Here is a 19,417-nt window from a genome sequence, read left to right on the forward strand (position 1 = left end):
GACCCCGACGCGCCCGGGCTCGAGGTGCCGGCCGGGACGGTGACGGTGACGGGGTACCTGCAGGCGTCCGAGGACTCCGGCGCCGACCACGGCGCGCAGGCCGCGGGGACCACCGACTCGATCTCGTCCGCCGAGCTGCTCGGCGTCTGGGGCGGGCCGATCTGGACCGGCTACGCCGTGCTGACCAGCTCGCAGCCGGCCCAGGACGTGACGATCGAGCTGCTGCCGCCGCCGACGCGGTCCGGGACCGGGCTCAACATCCAGAACCTCGGGTACGCGGCGCAGTGGTTCGTGTTCGGCGGGTTCGCGGTGTTCCTGTGGGTGCGGCTGCTCAAGGACGAGGTGCTGCGGCTGTCGGGGGCGTTCGACCCGGAGCCGGGGTCGGAGCCGGCGGCCGACGACGACCGGGCGGCGGGGACGCCGGGGGACGGGGCGCCGGCCGGCGACCGGGCGCCCGACCGCCGGACGGCGGCCACCTGACCGGCCGCCGGACGCCGGCCACCTGACCGACCGCGGGGCCCGTCGCCCCCGCTCGCCCGCGCCGGCCCCCGCTACTCCCGCTGCCAGGAGTGCCAGAGCGAGGCGTAGTCCCCGCCCGCGGCGACCAGCTCGTCGTGCGGCCCGATCTCGCTGATCCGGCCCGCGTCGACCACGGCCACCCGGTCCGCGTCGTGCGCGGTGTGCAGCCGGTGCGCGATCGCGACGACCGTGCGGCCGTGCAGCACCGCGGACAGCGACCGCTCGAGGTGCCGGGCGGCGCGCGGGTCGAGCAGCGACGTCGCCTCGTCGAGCACGAGCGTGTGCGGGTCGAGCAGCACCAGCCGCGCGAGCGCGATCTGCTGCGCCTGCGCGGGGGTCAGCGCGGTGCCGCCCGAGCCGACGGGCGCCGCGAGGCCCTCGGGCAGCGCGCGCACCCAGTCCCAGGCGTCCACCGCGCGCAGCGCCCGCTCGAGCGCGGCGTCGTCGGCGTCCGGGTCGGCGAGCCGCAGGTTGTCCGCGAGCGGGCCGACGAAGACGTGGTGCTCCTGGGTGACCAGGGCGACCTGGCCGCGGAGCTCGTCGAGCGGCAGGTCGACCAGCGGGACCTCGCCGACGGTGACCGAGCCGCCCGTGGGCGGGTGGATGCCGGCGAGCATCCGGCCGAGCGTCGACTTGCCCGCGCCCGACGGCCCGACGACCGCCAGCCGCTCCCCTGGCCGCAGGTCCAGGTCGATGCCGTGCAGCACGTCGTGGCCCTCGCGGTAGGCGTACCGGACCTCCCGCGCCGTGACGTCGGGGCCCGTGGGCCGGGCCGCGCGCGCGGTGCGGTCGGGGGCGACGTCGGCGACGCCGAGGATCCGGGCGAGCGACGTCGCGCCCACCTGGATCTCGTCGAGCCAGAAGATCAGCTCGCCGATCGGGTGGATGATCTGCGTCGCGTAGAGCGCGATGGTCGTGACGGCGCCGATCGTCGCGTGCCCGGTCGAGATGAGGTACGCGCCCCAGGCGAGCACCGCGACCACCGGCAGCACGAACGAGGTGTCGACGCCGGGGAACAGCACCGAGCGCAGGTTCAGCGTGGCGCTCTCGGCGGCGAACGCCTCGCGCAGGTCGCCGTCCACCCGCGCGCGGCGGCGCGCGCCGAGGCCCAGGGCGTCGACGGTCCGCGCGCCCTCCACGGACTCGGTGATCGTGCCGTTCAGCGTCGCGTAGGCGGCGGACTCGCGCAGGTAGGCGGGCGCCGCCCGGCGCAGGTACCACCGGGTGACGGCCAGCAGCAGCGGGACGCCGGCGAGCAGGCCGATCGCGACCAGCGCGTTCGTGGCGAACGCGGCGACCAGGGTCAGCACGATGGTCGCGGCCGTGACCAGCAGGCGGGGCACGCCGAACCGGACCGTGTACTGGACGCGGTCGATGTCGGTGGTGGTGCGCGCGACCAGGTCGCCGGTGCCGGCGCGCTCGACCGTGGACAGCGGCAGCCGGGTCACCGTGGCGACGAACTCCTCGCGGAGCTCGGCGAACACGGACTCGCCGAGCACCATCGCGGCGCGCTGTGCGTACCGGATGAGCACGGTCTGGGCGAGCACGGCGACGACCAGCACCAGGACCGTGCGGTCGACGACCGACGTGGTGGTCCCGGCGACCACGGCGTCGACCAGCCGGCCGAGCAGCCAGGGGCCGGCCAGCCCGGCGGTGGCGGCGAGCACGTGCAGCAGCACGACGACGCCCAGTCCGCGGCGGTGCCGGCGGAGCAGCGCGGCGGTGTGCCGGCGCAGCGCGGGGGCGTCAGCGACGGGCAGCTTCACGGCGGTCCTCCTCGTCGGTCGTGGCGGTGGTGGTCGGGGTGGTGGCGGCGGTGGTGGGGGTCGGGGCGGCGGGCTCGTCCTCGGCGCGGGACACCACCGCGCGGTAGGCCGCCCCGGTCGCGTCCCGGGCCGTCACCAGGTCGCGGTGCGTGCCGGTCGCGACGACCCGCCCGCCGGCGACCAGCGCCACCTCGTCGACGACGTCGAGCACGAGCGGGCTGGCGGTGACCACGACCGTGGTCGCGCCCCGCCGGGCGTCGGCGAGCCGGCGGGCGATCCGCGCCTCGGTGTGGGCGTCGACCGCGCTGGTCGGCTCGATCAGCACCAGCACCTCCGCGCCGGTGAGCAGGGCGCGGGCGAGGGCGACGCGCTGCCGCTGGCCGCCCGACAGCGAGCGGCCCTTCTCCTCGACCTCGCCGTCCAGGCCGCCGGGCACCGAGTCGAGCACGTCGGCCGCGTCGGCGACCCGCATGGCCTCGAGCAGGGCGTCCCGGTCGGCCCCGCCGCGCACGTCGAGCTCGTCGGCCAGCAGGCCGGTGAACAGGTGCGGGGTGGACTCGGCGACGACGACGCGGTCCCGGACCTCGGCGAGGCCGAGCTCGGTCAGCAGGGAGCGGCCCCAGCGGACGCGGGACAGGCCGGCGTCGTCGGCCGCGCCGGTCGGTGGGACGAGCGTGCCGTCCTGTCCGTCGGCGCGGCGCGGGGCGCCGCGGCGGCCGTCCTCGGCTGTGCCCGCGTCGTCCTCGTCGTCCGCGCCCCCGTGCCGCGCCGGGCCGAGCCGGCCCAGCCGCAGCCCGATCCGCGCGGTCTCGTCCGGGTCGGCGCTCACCAGCGCGGTGGTGCGGCCCGGCCGCACGACCAGCCCGCTGCCCTCGTCGACCAGCGGCTCGCCGGCGGCGGGCGACGGCGCCGGGGTGGCCGGGTCGTCGGAGCCCGCCTCGCGCACGGACAGCACGCGGATGATCTTGCGGGCGCCGACCACCGCGCGGGTGACCACGCGGATCGCCTCGCTCGCGGTCCACAGCGGCTGGGTGAGGAACGCGGCGAAGCCGTAGAACGCCACGAGCTGGCCCGGCGTGATCTCCCCGCTGATCGCGAGCCGCGCGCCGGCCCACACGACCACCGCGAGGAACAGGCCGGGCAGCAGGGTCTGCAGCGCGTCGAGCAGCGACTGGGTCTGCGAGACCCGCACGCCCGCGGCGCGCACCTGCTGCGACTGGGCCCGGTACCGGCCGGAGAACACGTCCTCGCCGCCGATGCCGCGCAGGATGCGCAGGCCGGACACGGTGTCCGCGCCCAGCGTGGTCAGCCGGCCGGTCGCCTCGCGCTGCTCCGACTGCCGCCGCTGCAGCGGCCGCACCAGCAGGGACAGCGCCGCGACGACGACCGGCAGCCCCAGCAGCACGAGCAGGCCGAGCGGCACCGAGGTGCTGAGCAGCACCGCGCCGAGCACCAGGTACGCCGCGATGCCGCCGACGAGCCGGGGCAGGATCGCGTAGACCTCGCCCATCCGGAGCGCGTCGGAGGCGACGGTCGCGACGACCTCGCCGGTCGGCAGCTCGTCGGTGACGGCGTCGCCGGTCCGGGTGACGTGGTGGCCGACCTGCTGCGAGGACGCGAACGCGGCGCGCAGCCAGTTCTCGACGTCGAGCCGGTGGCCCCACACGTTCGTCCCGACCTGCACCATGCCGAGCGCGAAGACGCCGAGGCAGCCGAGCCACAGGGCGGTGCTCAGGCCGTCGTCCAGGCCGTCGTCGACGACGCGGCCGAGCTGCCACGGGAGCAGCGCGGCGGCCACGTTGCCGACGACCGCGACGGCGGTGGCGCCCGCGAGCACGCCGAGCTGCCGGCGGCCCTGCCAGAGCATGAGGCGCCAGGGGCCGGTCAGCGGCGGTCGGCCGGGGTCGGGCAGGGGGAGGGGTCGCACGTCGGTCAACGCTACGGGTGACCCCCGACACAGCGACAGGCGTTTTCCCTGCCGGACGCCGCCGCGCGGTCACGGTGCTCGCCGGGTGCGCGAGAATCGTCGGAGCGTCCCGCCCCCGCCCGAGAGGACCCCGCAGCGATGACCGAGCCCACCGGCCAGCCCACGCCCGCCCCCGCCGCCCCCGCGGCGCGACCGGCCCCCGCGCACCCGGCCGCCGCCGGGCGGCTGACGCGCTACCGCGTGATGGCGTTCGTCACCGGCACGATGCTGCTGGTGCTGTGCCTCGAGATGGTGCTCAAGTACGTGTTCCACGCGAACGGGGTCGACCCGGCGACGGGCGCGCCGCTGCCGGTGCTGGGCACCTGGATCGCGATCGTGCACGGCTGGATCTACGTCGTGTACCTGTTCACCGTCGTGCAGCTGTGGTCGGCGATGCGCTGGTCCCTCGGCCGGCTCGTCACGATGGCGCTCGCGGGCGTCGTGCCGGTGATGTCGTTCATCCTCGAGCGCCGCGTGCACGCCGACGCGCAGGCCCGCCTGGGCTGACCGCCCGTCGGGGTCAGGCGGTCGCGCGGCGCGCCCGCCACCGGGCCACCGGGCGCTCGACCAGCCACCAGCTCGCCGTGGCCGCCAGCAGGGTGAGCGCGACGCCCAGCGCCGTCCCGCCGAGGTCGTCGGGGTGGCCGAGCCAGCGCACGATCGCGCCGTTCCACAGGTACGCCGCGTACGACACGGTGCCGAGGGCGACGGCGGGCCGCAGCCAGCGGGTCGGCAGCGCGCGCCAGCCCCCGACGTAGCTGATCAGGACGACGGTGCCGACGGCGACGGCCGGGACGCCCAGCAGGTACCAGGCGGTGTGCCCGGCCAGGCCGGTGAGCAGCGTGCCGCCGAGGAGGGCGGCGACGATCCCGGCCTGCAGCGCCCGCCGCACCCGCGCCGTCTGCGGGAGCCGCGCGGCCAGCGCCGTGCGCCCGAGGTAGCCGGCGCAGCCGATGAGCAGCGCCGCGCCCCACGAGGTCGGCAGGGCGTAGACGCGGGCGACGTCCGGCACCACGAGGAGCAGCGTCACCATGCAGGCGGCGAGGGCGGCGGCCACGGCCACCCCGGTCGTCGCGCGGAGCCAGCCCCGGCGCCAGGCCCAGGCGAGCACCAGGGGCCAGACCAGGTAGAACTGCTCCTCCGCCGCCAGGGTCCAGAAGTGGTAGACCGACTCGCTGCCGTGCGGCAGGCCCGGGATGTTGATCGTGTAGGTGAGCGCGGCGACGAGCGTCTCCGGCACGAGGTCCGCCTGGCCGAGCAGGTCGAACACGCCCTCGACCACGACGTAGCCGGCGAGCATGAGGAGCAGCGGCGGGTACAGCCGGAGCAGCCGGTGGCCGTAGAACCGGCCGAACCGGATCCGCCCGCCCCGGTCGAGGTCCCGCATGAGCACGCCCGTGATGAGCCAGCCCGACAGCGCGAAGAACACCGTCACGCCGAGGACGCCGGCGGCGCCGAACCGGTCGGGGGCCGCGTGGTTGAGCAGCACCAGGCCGACGGCGAGGCCGCGGAGCGCGTCGAGGCCGGGCAGCCGCGCGGGCCGCGCCGGGGCGCCGGGCGCGGGGGAGGCGGGCACGGGCGACGCGAGCCCGGTGCCGGGCAGGCCGGGGCCGGGCGCGGTCGTCGGCGCGGCGGCCGGGTGGTCATCCCTCACGTAACGGAAGGTATGTCCGCTTTGCGAGGTTTGAGAAGGGCGCTGCGCCATGCGGGGGACGACCGGCACCGGATCTTCACACGGCGACCCGACGCTCACGTGACAGGAGGGTCGCGCGGCCGCGGCCCGCGGCCCGCCGGGGCCCGGCCGCGCGGGCGCGGGGGCGTCGGTCCAGGTCGCGCCGACCCCGCGTGGCTATGCTGTCGCCGCCCGGTGCGGAAGGAGGTGGCCGTGAGCCTGCACCACATGCAGATCGGCGAGGTCGCCGAGCGCACCGGCCTGTCGCTGCGGACCATCCGGTACTACGGGGAGGTCGGCCTGGTCCGGCCCTCGGCCCGCACGCACGGCGGCTTCCGCCTCTACACCGAGCCCGACATCGCACGGCTGGAGCTGATCAAGCGCATGAAGCCGCTCGACTTCTCCCTCGACGAGATGGGCGACCTGCTCGGCGTGCTCGACCGGATCAACGAGCCGGGCATCGCCGCCGAGGAGCACGAGGCCCTGCTCGAGCGCCTGCGGATGTACCGGCTGGCCGCCGAGGAGCGGTCCCGGGCGCTGCGCGAGCAGCTCGCCGTCGCCGAGGACTTCCACGAGAGCCTCCGCAAGGAGATCAGCCGGCAGCGCCGGATCGGCGAGCGCTCGGGCTCCTGAGGCCGCACCCCGCGGGGTCGCCCGGGCGTCGCCGGGGTCGCCCGGGGCGTCCCGGGCTGTCGGCGGGGCGCACTACCCTGGTGGGGTGACCGACGCTCCCGACACGCCCGCGCCGCCGCCCACCGACTCGCCCCGCCCCGTCCTCGTCGTCGACTTCGGCGCGCAGTACGCGCAGCTGATCGCGCGCCGCGTGCGCGAGGCGAGCGTCTACTCCGAGATCGTGCCGCACACGGCCTCGGTGCAGGACATGCTGGCCAAGGACCCGTCGGCGATCATCCTGTCCGGCGGCCCGTCCTCGGTGTACGCCGAGGGCGCCCCGTTCGTCGACCCGGCCCTGTTCGAGGCCGGCGTCCCGGTGCTCGGCATCTGCTACGGCTTCCAGGCGATGGCCAAGGCCCTCGGCGGCGACGTCGCGCAGACCGGCAACCGCGAGTACGGCGGCACCCCCGTCGAGGTCGTCGCGACCGGCACCGTCCTCGCCGACAGCCCCGAGCAGCAGACCGTGTGGATGAGCCACGGCGACGCGGTGCACGCCGCGCCCGAGGGCTTCGAGGTGCTCGCGACCTCGGCCGGCTCGCCGGTCGCCGCGTTCGAGGACCGCGCCCGCCGGCTGTTCGGCGTGCAGTGGCACCCCGAGGTCAAGCACTCGCCGCTCGGCCAGCGCACCCTCGAGCACTTCCTCTACGAGGGCGCCGGGCTCGCGCCCGACTGGAACCCGGGCAACGTCATCGCCGACCAGGTCGAGCGGATCCGCGCCCAGGTCGGCAGCGCCCGCGTCATCTGCGGCCTGTCCGGCGGCGTCGACTCCTCCGTCGCGGCCGCGCTCGTGCAGAAGGCCGTCGGCGAGAAGCTCACCTGCGTGTTCGTCGACCACGGCCTGCTGCGCACCGGCGAGGCTGAGCAGGTCGAGCAGGACTTCGTCGCCTCGACCGGCGTCAACCTCAAGGTCGTCGACGCGCGCGAGCGGTTCCTCACCGCGCTCGCGGGCCACACCGACCCCGAGACCAAGCGCAAGATCATCGGCCGTGAGTTCATCCGCGTGTTCGAGGACGCGGCCCGCGAGGTCGTCGAGGAGGCCGGCGCGCACGGCGACGAGGTCAAGTTCCTCGTCCAGGGCACCCTGTACCCGGACGTCGTCGAGTCGGGCGGCGGCGAGGGCGCGGCCAACATCAAGAGCCACCACAACGTGGGCGGCCTGCCGGACGACCTGCAGTTCGAGCTGGTCGAGCCGCTGCGCGCGCTGTTCAAGGACGAGGTCCGCGCCGTCGGCCTCGAGCTGGGCGTGCCGGAGGCGATCGTCTGGCGCCAGCCGTTCCCGGGCCCCGGCCTGGGCATCCGGATCATCGGCGAGGTCACGGCCGAGCGGCTCGACGTGCTCCGCGCCGCGGACGTCATCGCCCGCGAGGAGCTGACCCGCGCCGGGCTGGACCGCGACATCTGGCAGTGCCCGGTCGTGCTGCTCGCGGACGTGCGCTCCGTGGGCGTGCAGGGCGACGGCCGCACCTACGGCCACCCCGTCGTGCTGCGCCCCGTGTCCTCCGAGGACGCCATGACCGCCGACTGGACCCGCCTGCCGTACGACGTGCTGGCGACGATCTCCACCCGCATCACCAACGAGGTGCCGGAGGTCAACCGCGTGGTGCTCGACGTCACGAGCAAGCCGCCGGGCACCATCGAGTGGGAGTGAGCTGACGCGCCACGGCCCGGTACCCCGCGGGGGTGCCGGGCCGTCGTGCGTCCCGGCTCACTCGGCGCGGGTGGGCCCGCGACCAGGACCTATGTCCTAGGCTGGCGACGGGTCTGAGGGGGGACCTAAGGCCCGACCAGCGGAAATCCGGCCTTTGTGCGCCGCTTCACAAGGCCGGATCGCCGCTGACTCGTGACCTTGGTCCCACGGCGCGGCCGACGGGGGAGACAGGCTCTTCCACGTGGGGCGCACAGGTTCCACCGGGTCGACCGACGGTCGGCCCGCACCGGGGGTAGCGGAAGGAAAGACCATGGCAACCGTGGCAGCGACGGGCGGCTCGAAGGCTGCTCGCGTCATCGGCATCATCACGGCGATCGCGGGCATCGTCCTCATCATCGCCGGCGGCGTCACCTGGGGCTCCGTCTCGAGCCACCTCGCCGAGGAGAACATCACCGTCTCGGACGACGCGGCCGCGTTCGGCGGCCAGCCGGTCACGAGCCCGTGGACCGCGTTCGCCCAGGCCGACATCATCCAGCACCACGCCCTCGAGGCGACCGGCGGGAAGACCTACGCCGAGCTCGAGCAGGACGACCCGCTGCGCGACGTGGCGATGAACGCGTCCTTCCTGCGGGCCTCGCTGTTCACCTCGGTCGTGGCGTTCGGCGTCGCCGCCCTGGTCATGGGCCTCGGCGTCATGTTCATCCTGATCGGCTGGGCGCTGTTCGGCCTCGCCGGCCGCAAGGCCGTGGCGGCCACGGACGCCACCCGCCCCGCCGGCACCGCGCCGGGCGTCGACGAGCACGTGCGGGCCTGACACCCCGCGCACCGCACGGCGGAGGGCCGGGACCCCGAGGGGGTCCCGGCCCTCCGCCGTGCCGGTCGGGCGGGGCCCGCGCGGCGCGCGCAGCCCGCGCGGCCCGGCGGGCGCCGCCCGCGAGTGCCTATCCGACACGTCGACTGCCTATCCCGCGGATAGGCAGTCGACGTGCCTGGTAGGCGCTCGAGGCGGGTCTTGGGCGGTGCTGGGCCGGCGCGGCGTCGACCCGTCAGGCGTCGGGGCGGATGCCGGCGGACGCCAGGACGCGAGCGAGGCGTTGCGCGTCGAGCGCGTCGCCCCACGTCCATCGCACGACGCGGAGTCCGGTGGCGCGGATCCGGTCCTCGCGGCGCTTCTCGGCCCAGACCCGGTCCTCAGGGGCCGTGCGGTCGTCGACCGCACCCGCCCGGTACTTGAGGCGGCCGTCGAACTCGCCGACGACGCCGAGCCCTTCCCAGAGGAAGTCGACCCGGCCGACGAGCCCGCGGCCGTCGCGGACCTCGCGCTGCAGCGCCGGCCGGGGGAGACCGAGCTCGATCATCCGGGCGCGGCTCAGTGACTCCCCGGGCGACTCAGCCGCCGGGTTCGCCTCCGCCACGACCCGGCGCGCCGCGCGGACGCCCCGTCCTCGGCCCGCAGCCGTGACCAGCCCGGCGAGGTCGTCGCGGTCGACCGAGTGCCGACGGAGGGCGTCGTCGGCCAGGACGAGCCCGCGGGCGAAGGATCCGGTCCTTGCGAGGTCTACGACGGTCTGGGCGACCGTCGTGACGGTGACGCCCTCCACCACCCGGGTGTCCGGGAGCGTGGCGACCCGGTGCCGCACCACTCCGCGCGTCGAGGGGGCGCCCCGGGTCGCGGGACGGACCAGGTGCAGGTCCGAGGGCCATCCCCCGAGCAGCGGGAGCCGCCACACCGCCGCGGCGGACTCGTGGCTGAACACGGGAGCCGACATCCGACGGGCTGCTGCGTGCACCCGGAGCCGGTGCTGCTCGGCGCCGTCTGCGGACGCCCAGGACGAGGCGGCCACGTACGCGCCGTGCCGGACCCGAACCCAGGAGCCGGCGCGAGCGGCGCGGCGCAGGTCCTCGCCGGCGAGGCCGCTGGCCCACGCGTCGTCCGCGGTCACCGGCGCCCCGGCCGCCGGCGCCCGGAGTCCGGCGCCCGTGCTCTCCATGCGTCCACCCTGCCGGACGACGGGCGCGCCGCGGCCGTCGTCCACAGCCCGCGTGCGGCTGAGCCGTCGACCTCCCCGAGCCCGCGGCGAGCCCTGTCGGGACCGGTGCGTCGTCGAGTGCACACCAAACGCGTCGAGTGCCTATCGGACTGATAGGCACTCGACGCGTTTGATGGGCGGTCGCGGGCGCGGGCGGGGGTCAGCGCGCGGCGCGCTGCTCGCGGCGCTTGCGGCGGCCGGCCGTCAGGACCGAGCCGACCAGCAGGGCGACGCCCGCCGCGCCCAGCAGCACGATGAGCGCGAGCTGGAGGTCGATCCGGACGCCCGCCGCGACGGCGAGCACGAGGATGCCGACGGCCGCGACGATCAGGCCCCAGACCACGGTGCCCGCCCGCGGGCCGCGGTCCTCGGGCTCCGGTGCGGGGACCGGGGCGGCCGGGGTCGGCGCCGGGGTGCCGTACGCCGGGGATCCGTACGCGGGCGAGCCGTACCCGGGCGAGCCGGCGGCGGCCGACCCGTACGAGGGCGAGCCGGACGCGGGCCGGCCGTACGCCGGGGTGCCCGGGGCCGGCGAGCCGTACGGGGACGGGCCGGTCGTCGGGTCGGACGGCGTCGCCGACCAGGACGACTCCCGCACCGGGGGCGCGGCGGTCACGGCGGCGGTCGCCGGGGCGTCGCCGGCGGCGGCCGTCCCGGTCCCGCCGACGGTCTCGATGACCGCGGTGTCGCCCACGGCGTCGATCCGCCGGGTGGCGCCGCCCGTCTCGATCACCGCGGTGTCGTCCGCGGCGTCGATCCGCCGGGTGGCGCCGCTGGTCTCGATGACCGCCGTGTCGTCCGCGGCGTCGATCCGCTCGGTCGCGCCGCTGGTCTCGATCACCGCGGTGTCGCCGACGGTGTCGATCCGCTCGGTGGCGTCGCCCGTCTGGATCATCGCCGTGTCGTCCACCGCGTCCGGCTGCTGGGTCGCGTCGTCCGCTGCCTCGGCGTCCGCCGCGGCGTCGACCCGGTCGAGCTGCTCGGTCGCGTCGTCCCGGCGAGCGCTGGAGATCGGGGCGGTGGCGGCGTCCGCGCGCTCGATGCGCTCGGTGACGGGCTCGTCCGCGCCGTCGGGGCGGGGGGCCTCGGGGCCGGTGCTGGTCATCAGTCCTCCTCGATGGTGATGCTGCCGACGCCGACCTCGATGTCGAGCTCGATCTCGGCGTCCGCGCGGTCCGTCACGGCCTCGCTGGTGAAGGTGCGGTCGTGGCCCACGCCGTCGCTGCGGTCGTTCTTGCCGTCGACCTTCCACGTGACGTTGCCGGCGCCGGAGCTGACGTCCGCGACGACCGCGGCGCCCTCCGGCACGACGACGGTCACGTCGCCCAGGCCGCCGCTGATCGGGACGACCAGGGTCTCGTCGGTCAGCGGGACGCCCGTGAGGTCGACCCGGGCGTCGCCGACGCCGAACGAGTAGCCCCGCTCGGCCACGGCCCGGGAGGTCACGACGGTGTCGATGCTCTGCACGGGGCCGTTGCCGTTGTCCCAGCGGTCCCAGTCGCCCCAGCGGGCGTCGTCGGCGAGCGCGGCGGGACCCGCGACGACCATGCCGACGATCGCGAGGGCGGTGAGTCCGCCGGCGGTGCGACCGCGGAGGCCGCTGACGATGATCGCCAGGCCGACGAGCGCCAGGCCGCCGCCGACGAGCACGGCCGCGATCGGGCCGTCGTAGACCCCCGCGCGCTCGGCGGCGAGCAGGCCGGCCAGGCCGAGCAGGATGAGGGCGACCACGACGCCGGTGACGGCGGCGCCGGGGCCGCGGCGCGGCGGGCGAGGCGGGCGCGGGGGCGTCGGCGGGGCCGGGGGCGGCGGGGTCCAGCCGCGGCTCGGGGGAGCCGGCGGGTTGGGCGGACCCTGGTGGCGCCGGGCGCCGGAGCCCGCGGGGGCCGAGCCGTACGGCTGCGCGCCGGAGGGCGACCCGGCGGCGCCGTAGGGCGACCCGGCGGAACCGGCGCCGTACGGGGCGCCGCCCGGCGCCGGGGCGGAGGCGCTCGCGCCGGCGGGGCCAGCGGCCGCGGGCACGGGGGCGCCGGCGTAGGGGGCGGCGGGCCGCGGGGCGGCGTCCGCCGGCGGTGCCGACGGGCTGCTGGGGCTGGTCATCGGACGCTGTCCTTCCGGGTACGGGGGCTGCCACGAGGCGGTCGGCGGCCGGCCGTCCCGGCCGCGCCGCAGCGCGCTGACGAGGATGACGATCCCGGCGACCACCGCCGCGAACCACGCGAAGCCGCTGAACCAGCCGGACCGGAACGGGCCCCAGCTGAACCACCAGTCGCCGGCACTGAACCCGACGACGACCAGGGCGATCGCGCCGAGCAGGGCGACGTCGAAGTTCCCGCGGATGGTCTCCTCGAGGTGGATCCGGCCGTCGGACTGCTCGGGCAGCAGCGCCCAGGCCAGGCCGTAGAGCACGAACCCGAAGCCCATGAGCAGGGTCACCCCGACGAGGCCGCGGGCGAGCAGCGGGTCGATGCCGAACCGGGCGGCGAGCCCGCCCGAGACGCCGCCGACCCAGCGGTCCTGGGAGCGGTAGATGCCGGCCCGGCGGATGGCCTGGAAGAAGCCGGCGGTGCCGTGGCCGTCGGACGGGGGTGCGGGAGGAGGCACGGGGCCGGGGGCGCCGGGGCCGCTCGGCGGCACGGTGCCCGACCCGCGGTCGGCGCTGTCGTTCGTCATGGCTCGATCCTGACGCGGCGAGGACCGCCGGCGGCATCGGGTACCCCCCTGACCCGCCCCTGAATGTGCCCCGGGGGTCCCTGATCCTGGGCCCCGAGGGGCGCCCGCGGGGTCCGGGACGTGTGACGATCAGGGCATGGAGTCCCCGTCCCGCCTGCCGCTGCGGCGCCCGGAGCGCGGCCGCGTCGTCGGCGGCGTCGCGGCCGGCCTCGCGCTGCACCTCGGCGTGTCCGCGCGCCTGGTGCGCGTGCTGTTCGCGCTGCTCACCCCCGTGGGCGGCGTCGGCGTGGCCCTGTACGTCTTCTGGTGGGTGACGATCCCGGTGGGCGACCCCGCCGTCGCCGCGGGAGCGGGCCGGCCGGCCGAGCTGTCCCGGCTGCACCGCCCGCTCGAGCACGACACCGTGCAGCGGCTGCGCCGGCTGCCGTGGACGGAGATCGCCGTCGGGGTGGCGCTGCTGGCGGGCGCGGCGGCGATGCTGCTCGCCCGCGCGGGCACGGACGTCGTCGGCAACTGGGTGGTGCCGGTGCTGCTGCTGGTCGCGGGGGCCGCGCTCGCGTGGAGCCAGCTCGACGCGGTGCAGCGCGAGCGCCGGGGCGGCAGCCGCGGCCCGGTGAGCGTGCTGCGGCTGGTCGGCGGCCTGGTGATCGCGGGCGTCGGCGTGCTGCTGCTGGTCGGCCAGGAGGCGACCCCGGGCACCCTGGTGCAGTCGACGGTCGCCGCGGTCGCGGTGCTCGGCGGCGTCGCGCTGGTGCTGGCGCCCTGGTGGCTCCGGCTGGTCCGCGAGCTCGGCGACGAGCGGGCCGCCCGCGCCCGCGAGTCCGAGCGCGCCGACATCGCGGCCCACCTGCACGACTCCGTGCTGCAGACCCTGGCCCTGATCCGCGCGCGCGCCGACGACCCGACGGAGGTCGCCCGGATGGCGCGCGCCCAGGAGCGCGAGCTGCGCGCGTGGCTGTACGACGACCGCCCGGCGCCCGGCACCTCGGTGGCGGCGGTGCTGGCGGCGATCGTCGCGGAGATCGAGGACACCCGCACCGGACCGGACGGCGAGGCGGTCACGATCGAGACCGTCGTCGTCGGGGACACCGAGCCCGACGCGAGCACCGACGCGCTGCTGCAGGCGACCCGCGAGGCGCTGCTGAACGCGGTGCGGCACGGGCGCCCGCCGGTGTCGCTCTACCTGGAGGCCGGCCCGGACGAGGTCGAGGTGTTCGTGCGCGACCGCGGGGACGGCTTCGACCCCGACGCCGTGCCGGACGACCGGTTCGGCGTGCGGGAGTCCATCCTGGGGCGGGTGCGCCGCCGGGGCGGGACGGCGTCGGTGGTGTGCAAGGACGGCGGCGGCACCGAGGTGCGGCTGCGGATGCCCCTGGTGCGCGAGCGCGCCGCGGCGGAGGACGAGAGGACGATGCAGGGATGAACGACGCTCCGGTCGACGTGGTGCTGGTCGACGACCACCTGATGTTCCGTGCGGGCGTCAAGGCGTCCCTCGACGACCGGGTGCACGTCGTCGGCGAGGCCGCCACGGTCGACGAGGCGATCCAGGTCGTCCGCGCCACGCAGCCGCCGGTGGTGCTGCTCGACGTGCACCTGCCCGGGGGCGACGGCGGCGGCGGGGCCGAGGTGATCCGCGCCTGCACCGACCTGCTGGGCGGGACCCGGTTCCTCGCGCTGTCGGTGTCCGATGCCGCCGAGGACGTGGTCGCGGTGATCCGCGCCGGCGCGCGCGGCTACGTCACCAAGGCCATCTCCGGCCCGGACCTGTGCGACGCGGTCCTCCGGGTGGCCGGCGGCGACGCGGTGTTCTCGCCGCGGCTCGCGGGGTTCGTGCTGGACGCGTTCGGCGCGGCCGCGGGCGACGTGGCGACCGGCGACGACGAGCTCGACCGGCTGTCGGCGCGGGAGCGCGAGGTCATGCGGCTGATCGCGCGCGGGTACTCCTACCGCGAGGTCGCGGGGGAGCTGTTCATCTCGATCAAGACCGTCGAGACGCACGTGTCCGCGGTGCTGCGCAAGCTGCAGCTGTCCTCGCGGCACGAGCTGACCCGGTGGGCGGCGGCGCGCCGGCTGCTCTGAGCCGGGCGCGCCGCCGCGTCCGCGCGAGGCGGCGGGGCGTCAGGGCGGCGGGGCGTCAGCCGATGTTGCACTCGTAGCGGACGCCGTCGACGTAGTGCACGCCGTTCCCGAGGTCCGCGCAGGTCTCGACCAGCGAGGCGACGCCGAACGCGCCCAGCGCCAGCGCGACGACCCCGGCCACCAGCCACAGCGCGCCGACGATCACGCCGGCGACGGCGAGGCCGCGGCCCGGGACGCCGCCGCGGCGGCCTCGCACCAGGACGACGATGCTGATGACGAGGCCGATCAGGGCCGTGCACGGGATCAGGGCCGTGACCAGGCCGACGATCGCGAGCGTCGGGGAGGGCGCCGGCTGCGGCGCCACGGGGTACGGGCCGGGGAGCGCGGCGGGGTCGGGGTAGCCGGCGCCCGGGGTGCCCGGCTGCGGGTACCCGCCGGGCGCGGGATACGCGGCGCCGGGCGCGGGCGCGGCGGGCGCGGGGTACCCGCCGGGCGTCGGCTGCGACGTGCCGGGGGACGACTCGCCGGGGTTCGGGTGCTCGGGGGTGGTCATGACATCCTCAAGGTTCGGGGTCGTCGGGCACAGCGGTGCGCGGCCGGCGAGGCCGCGCAGGGGATCCTTGCACGCACCGGGCACCGAGCGAGGGAAGTTCCGATGGACGTCGTCTACGGCCTGCTGGTCGTGCTCCACCTGGTCGGCTGGGCGATTGTGCTGGGCGGGTGCCTGGTCACGCTCCGGCAGCCGGCGTTCCCGAAGGGCGCGCTGCACGGCGCGCTGACGGCGCTGGTCACGGGGATCGTCATGGTCGGGCTGCGGTCCGCCGAGGTGGGCGGGCTCGAGCCGCCGGACAACGCCAAGATCGGCGTGAAGCTCCTGGTCGCGCTCGTCGTGACCGGGCTGGTCTGGTACGGCACCCGCAAGCCCGAGCGGGTCACCCGCGGCCTGGTCGGCGCGACGCTGGGCCTGACCGTGGTCAACGTGGCGGTCGCGGTCCTCTGGCGCTGACCGCCCCGCGTCGACCGCCGCGCGCCGAGCGCGGTGGCTCCCGCCGAGCGCGGTCGCTCGGACGGCCGCGCTCGGCGCGATCGACCGCGCTCGGCGTCGTCAGCCCGGCGCCGGCCCCGTCGACTCCCGCGCCACCAGCGCGACCGGCACCGACGCGGACCGCGGGGCCGCGTCGTCGCCGGCGACCAGCCCGAGCAGCAGCTCGGCGGCCAGCCGGCCCTTGCCCGCCGTGTCCTGCGCGACCGTCGACAGCCGGGGCGTGACCTGCCGGGCGAGGTCCGCGTCGTCGTAGCCGAGCACCGACACGTCGGCCGGCACCCGGAGCCCGGCGTCGGTGAGCCCGCGGACGATGCCCGCCGCCAGCACGTCCGCCGTCGCGAACACCGCGGTCACGTCCCCGGCGCGTACGTCGGCCGCCAGGCGCCCGCCGAGCGCGACGCCCTCGTCGTAGGTCGTCCGCGCGTGCGCCGTCCGCACCGCGCCCGCGGGCAGCCCGGCGTCCGCCGCGGCGGCCCGGAACCCGGCGAGCCGCTCGGCGACGACCCGGCTCGCCCCGTCGACCGGCCCGGCCAGCACCAGCCCCGCGTGCCCCAGCCCGGTCAGGTGCGCGCCCGCCAGCCGCCCGCCGGCCCGGTCGTCGGACCGCACGCGCGCGTGCCGCGCCCGGCCGCCCGCGCCCACGGCCCCGCCGTCGGCGTCCACCAGCACGGCCGCGAGCGTCGGCGGCAGGTCCAGCCCGGCGAGCGCGGCGTCGGTGAAGCCCATGAGGACCACCCCGTCGAGCCCCCACCGGCGCACGGAGTCCCGCACGTCCCGGGCGTCGCCGACCCCGCGCAGCATGAGGTGGTGGTCCCGGCCGCGCAGCGCCGCCTCGAGCGCCCCGGTGACCGCGACGTCGTGCGGGCTGCCGAGCAGGCTCACGCCGTCGGGCCGCCCCGGCAGCAGCAGGCCGACCAGCCCGCTGCGCCGCGCGACGAGCGTGCGCGCCGCGGCGCTGGGCACGTAGCCGAGGTCGGCGACGGCGCGCTCGACGCGCGCGGCGGTCGCGGGGGAGACCCGGTCCAGCCGCCCGTTGACCACGTTGGACACGGTCATCACGCTGACGCCGACGGCGCGCGCGACGTCCTTGAGCGTGACCTGCTCCACGGGCCCTCCGATCGGCGTTGACGTGCGCGCCACTTTAGCGTTAAACAGGACGGCATGAGCGGCACCGAAGACGCCCTGACCCTCGCCACCGGCCCCACCCCGGACGGCGCCGCGGACCCGCGCGCGGTCGTCCGGGGCGACCGGTGGCGCGTCACCGTCCTCGCCGACGGCCTCATGCGGCTGGAGTACGCCGAGGACGGCCGGTTCGAGGACCGCCCGAGCACGTTCGCCCGGCACCGCGCGCTGCCCGTCCCCGAGTTCCGGGTGGTCGACCGCGGGCACGTCGTCGAGGTCGTCACGTCCCGGCTGCGCCTGGTCTACGACCGGGGCCCGTTCAGCACCGCGGGGCTGTCGGTGGAGGTGAGCGGCGGCGTCAGCGCCTACCACTCGACGTGGCGGTACGGCCAGCCCGCCGAGGGGCTCGGCGGCACCGCGCGCACGCTCGACGAGGCCGACGGCCGGGTGCCGCTGGAGGGCGGCGTCGTCTCCCGGCAGGGCTACGCGGTGCTCGACGACTCGCGGTCGATGGTGTTCGAGCCGGACGGCTGGGTCGCCCCGCGCGACGGCTCCCGGCAGGACCTCTACGTGTTCGGCTACGCGCACGACCACGCCGAGGCGCTGCGCGCCTTCCACGCGGTGTCCGGGCCGGTGCCCGTGCTGCCGCGGTGGGCGCTCGGCACGTGGTGGAGCCGGTTCCACCGGTACACCGCCGAGGGCTACCGCGAGGTCGTCGAGCGGTTCGCCGCCGAGCGCATCCCGCTGTCGGTGTCGGTGCTCGACATGGACTGGCACGTCACGGAGGTCGACCCGGCGCTCGGCTCGGGCTGGACCGGGTACACGTGGAACCGCGACCTGTTCCCCGACCCGCCCGCGCTGCTGGCCTGGCTGCACGACCGCGGCCTGCGGGTCACGCTGAACGTGCACCCGGCCGACGGCGTCCGCGCGCACGAGGACGCGTACGCCGCGATGTGCGCCGCGCTCGGCCGGGAGCCGGACGGCGACCCGATCGCGTTCGACGTGACGGACCGGGAGTTCCTCGCGGCGTACTTCTCGGTGCTGCACCGCGGGCTGGAGCGGGACGGCGTCGACTTCTGGTGGGTCGACTGGCAGCAGGGCGCGCACTCGCGCGTCGCGGGGATCGACCCGCTGTGGATGCTCAACCACTTCCACTACCTCGACAGCGCCCGGGACGACCGCCGGGGCCTGACGTTCTCCCGGTACGCCGGCCCGGGCAGCCACCGGTACCCCGTCGGGTTCTCGGGCGACACCGTCATCACCTGGGACTCGCTCGCGTTCCAGCCGGAGTTCACGGCGACGGCGGCGAACATCGGCTACGGCTGGTGGTCGCACGACATCGGCGGGCACTACTTCGGCGTCCGCGACGAGGAGCTGGCCACCCGCTGGGTGCAGCTCGGCACGTTCTCGCCGATCCTGCGGCTGCACTCGTCGGACAACCCGTTCACCAGCAAGGAGCCGTGGTCGTTCGGGCCGCACGCCCGCCAGGTGCAGACGGCGTTCCTCCGGCTGCGGCACCGGCTCGTGCCGTACCTGCACACGATGAACCACCGGGCCGCCGCGGAGTCGGAGCCGCTGGTCCGGCCGCTGTACCACGTGTGGCCCGGCCGCGAGGAGGCGTACGACGCCCCGCAGCAGTTCCTGTTCGGCTCCGAGCTGCTGGTGGCGCCGGCGACCGCGCCGGCCGACCCGGTCACCCGGGCGTCCGTCGTGCGGGCCTGGCTGCCCCCGGGCACCTGGGTCGACGTGCTGACGGGCGCGGTCTACGACGGCGACCGGCTGCTCGACCTGCACCGGACGCTCGACTCGATCCCCGTGCTGGCGCGCCCGGGCGGGGTCGTCCCGCTCGACGGCGCCGAGGTGCCGGGCAACGACCCGGTGAACCCGGGGCACCTGGAGCTGCTGGTGGTCCCGGGCGCGGACGGCGCGTTCACGCTGGTCGAGGACGACGGCGCCGGCGACGGCACCGACCCGGCGGGGATCGCCCGGACCGCGCTCGCGTGGGCGGACGACACGGGGACGCTGACGGTCGGGCCGGTCGAGGGCGCGGCGAGCTGCGTGCCGGCGACGCGGGACTGGACGCTGACGCTGGTGACGGCGGGGGCGACGGAGGCCGCGGCCGGGGCCGTGCGGGCGAGCGTCGACGGGGCGCCCGTCCCCGCCGAGGCCGCCGTGGCCGCCGACGGCCGGCTGCGCGTGGACGTGCGCGGCGTGCCCGCCGGCGC

The 19,417-nt window shown here is 76.9% G+C and carries 17 protein-coding genes; 9 read left to right on the top strand and 8 right to left on the bottom strand.

The genetic code is table 11. From position 1 onward, the window contains the following. On the top strand, positions 1-480 hold a 480-nt coding region (locus VER05_RS13215; RefSeq protein WP_324845804.1), incomplete at its 5' end, for an SURF1 family cytochrome oxidase biogenesis protein. 71 nt (positions 481-551) lie between these two features. Here the strand turns inward: VER05_RS13215 and VER05_RS13220 are convergent. Together VER05_RS13220 and VER05_RS13225 are read right to left on the bottom strand one after the other, a co-directional pair. Next, positions 552-2,285, bottom strand: coding sequence for an ABC transporter ATP-binding protein (locus VER05_RS13220; RefSeq protein ID WP_324845805.1), 1,734 nt, complete (start codon positions 2,283-2,285; stop codon positions 552-554). Next, positions 2,266-4,212, bottom strand: a complete 1,947-nt coding sequence (locus VER05_RS13225) for an ABC transporter ATP-binding protein (protein WP_324845806.1) — start codon at positions 4,210-4,212, stop codon at positions 2,266-2,268. The genes VER05_RS13220 and VER05_RS13225 overlap by 20 nt, the downstream gene beginning before the upstream one ends. Before the next feature lie 138 nt (positions 4,213-4,350). Here VER05_RS13225 and VER05_RS13230 point away from each other — a divergent pair, with 138 nt between their 5' ends. Continuing rightward, a complete protein-coding gene (locus VER05_RS13230) occupies positions 4,351-4,758 on the top strand; it encodes a DUF3817 domain-containing protein (protein WP_324845807.1) in 408 nt (135 codons plus the stop codon). A gap of 13 nt (positions 4,759-4,771) precedes the next feature. Here the strand turns inward: VER05_RS13230 and VER05_RS13235 are convergent, their stop codons facing one another. Continuing rightward, positions 4,772-5,905, bottom strand: coding sequence for an acyltransferase (locus VER05_RS13235; protein WP_324845808.1), 1,134 nt, complete (start codon positions 5,903-5,905; stop codon positions 4,772-4,774). Positions 5,906-6,136: 231 nt separating this feature from the next. On the opposite strand from VER05_RS13235, the gene VER05_RS13240 reads away from it, so the two are divergent. The 3 genes from VER05_RS13240 to VER05_RS13250 all read left to right on the top strand — a co-directional run bounded on the left by VER05_RS13240 (position 6,137) and on the right by VER05_RS13250 (position 9,057). After that, positions 6,137-6,556, top strand: coding sequence for a MerR family transcriptional regulator (locus VER05_RS13240; RefSeq protein WP_308161096.1), 420 nt, complete (start codon positions 6,137-6,139; stop codon positions 6,554-6,556). Positions 6,557-6,641: 85 nt separating this feature from the next. Further along, positions 6,642-8,243, top strand: a complete 1,602-nt coding sequence (gene guaA, locus VER05_RS13245; protein ID WP_324845809.1) for a glutamine-hydrolyzing GMP synthase — start codon at positions 6,642-6,644, stop codon at positions 8,241-8,243. A 310-nt stretch (positions 8,244-8,553) separates the two neighbouring features. Further along, complete coding sequence (locus VER05_RS13250) at positions 8,554-9,057, top strand: aromatic ring-opening dioxygenase LigA (protein WP_324845810.1); 504 nt, start codon at positions 8,554-8,556, stop codon at positions 9,055-9,057. A 232-nt stretch (positions 9,058-9,289) separates the two neighbouring features. On the opposite strand, the gene VER05_RS13255 is transcribed toward VER05_RS13250, so the two are convergent. The 3 genes from VER05_RS13255 to VER05_RS13265 all read right to left on the bottom strand — a co-directional run bounded on the left by VER05_RS13255 (position 9,290) and on the right by VER05_RS13265 (position 12,946). Continuing rightward, entirely contained in the window at positions 9,290-10,234 is a 945-nt protein-coding gene (locus VER05_RS13255; RefSeq protein WP_324845811.1) for a type IV toxin-antitoxin system AbiEi family antitoxin domain-containing protein, read from the bottom strand. A gap of 199 nt (positions 10,235-10,433) precedes the next feature. Continuing rightward, a complete protein-coding gene (locus VER05_RS13260; protein ID WP_324845812.1) occupies positions 10,434-11,378 on the bottom strand; it encodes a hypothetical protein in 945 nt (314 codons plus the stop codon). Then, entirely contained in the window at positions 11,378-12,946 is a 1,569-nt protein-coding gene (locus VER05_RS13265; RefSeq protein WP_324845813.1) for a PspC domain-containing protein, read from the bottom strand. The genes VER05_RS13260 and VER05_RS13265 overlap by 1 nt, the downstream gene beginning before the upstream one ends. 136 nt (positions 12,947-13,082) lie before the next feature. On the opposite strand from VER05_RS13265, the gene VER05_RS13270 reads away from it, so the two are divergent. Next, a complete protein-coding gene (locus VER05_RS13270) occupies positions 13,083-14,369 on the top strand; it encodes a PspC domain-containing protein (protein WP_324845814.1) in 1,287 nt (428 codons plus the stop codon). Next, entirely contained in the window at positions 14,366-15,025 is a 660-nt protein-coding gene (locus tag VER05_RS13275; protein WP_166942131.1) for a LuxR C-terminal-related transcriptional regulator, read from the top strand. The genes VER05_RS13270 and VER05_RS13275 overlap by 4 nt, the downstream gene beginning before the upstream one ends. A 55-nt stretch (positions 15,026-15,080) precedes the next feature. Here VER05_RS13275 and VER05_RS13280 read toward each other — a convergent pair whose 3' ends face one another. Then, complete coding sequence (locus VER05_RS13280; protein WP_324845815.1) at positions 15,081-15,578, bottom strand: hypothetical protein; 498 nt, start codon at positions 15,576-15,578, stop codon at positions 15,081-15,083. A 102-nt stretch (positions 15,579-15,680) separates the two neighbouring features. Between VER05_RS13280 and VER05_RS13285 the strand changes: the two genes are divergently transcribed. Further along, a complete protein-coding gene (locus VER05_RS13285) occupies positions 15,681-16,031 on the top strand; it encodes a hypothetical protein (RefSeq protein WP_324845816.1) in 351 nt (116 codons plus the stop codon). A 99-nt stretch (positions 16,032-16,130) separates the two neighbouring features. On the opposite strand, the gene VER05_RS13290 is transcribed toward VER05_RS13285, so the two are convergent. Then, complete coding sequence (locus VER05_RS13290; RefSeq protein WP_324845817.1) at positions 16,131-17,177, bottom strand: LacI family DNA-binding transcriptional regulator; 1,047 nt, start codon at positions 17,175-17,177, stop codon at positions 16,131-16,133. Between the two features lie 54 nt (positions 17,178-17,231). Between VER05_RS13290 and VER05_RS13295 the strand changes: the two genes are divergently transcribed. Further along, the coding region (locus VER05_RS13295; RefSeq protein WP_324845818.1) for a glycoside hydrolase family 31 protein at positions 17,232-19,417 on the top strand (2,186 nt) is incomplete at its 3' end.

The sequence above is a fragment of the Cellulomonas sp. genome (assembly GCF_035634735.1).
In the GTDB taxonomy this organism is placed as follows: Bacteria; Actinomycetota; Actinomycetes; order Actinomycetales; family Cellulomonadaceae; genus Cellulomonas.

Excerpts from the sequence above, each read along its gene's own strand:
- VER05_RS13230 (WP_324845807.1), top strand. The coding sequence starts at position 4,351 with ATGACCGAGCCCACCGGCCAGCCCACGCCCGCCCCCGCCGCCCCCGCG.
- VER05_RS13250 (WP_324845810.1), top strand. The coding sequence starts at position 8,554 with ATGGCAACCGTGGCAGCGACGGGCGGCTCGAAGGCTGCTCGCGTCATC.
- VER05_RS13255 (WP_324845811.1), bottom strand. The coding sequence starts at position 10,234 with ATGGAGAGCACGGGCGCCGGACTCCGGGCGCCGGCGGCCGGGGCGCCG.
- VER05_RS13260 (WP_324845812.1), bottom strand. The coding sequence starts at position 11,378 with ATGACCAGCACCGGCCCCGAGGCCCCCCGCCCCGACGGCGCGGACGAG.
- VER05_RS13265 (WP_324845813.1), bottom strand. The coding sequence starts at position 12,946 with ATGACGAACGACAGCGCCGACCGCGGGTCGGGCACCGTGCCGCCGAGC.
- VER05_RS13270 (WP_324845814.1), top strand. The coding sequence starts at position 13,083 with ATGGAGTCCCCGTCCCGCCTGCCGCTGCGGCGCCCGGAGCGCGGCCGC.
- VER05_RS13275 (WP_166942131.1), top strand. The coding sequence starts at position 14,366 with ATGAACGACGCTCCGGTCGACGTGGTGCTGGTCGACGACCACCTGATG.
- VER05_RS13280 (WP_324845815.1), bottom strand. The coding sequence starts at position 15,578 with ATGACCACCCCCGAGCACCCGAACCCCGGCGAGTCGTCCCCCGGCACG.
- VER05_RS13285 (WP_324845816.1), top strand. The coding sequence starts at position 15,681 with ATGGACGTCGTCTACGGCCTGCTGGTCGTGCTCCACCTGGTCGGCTGG.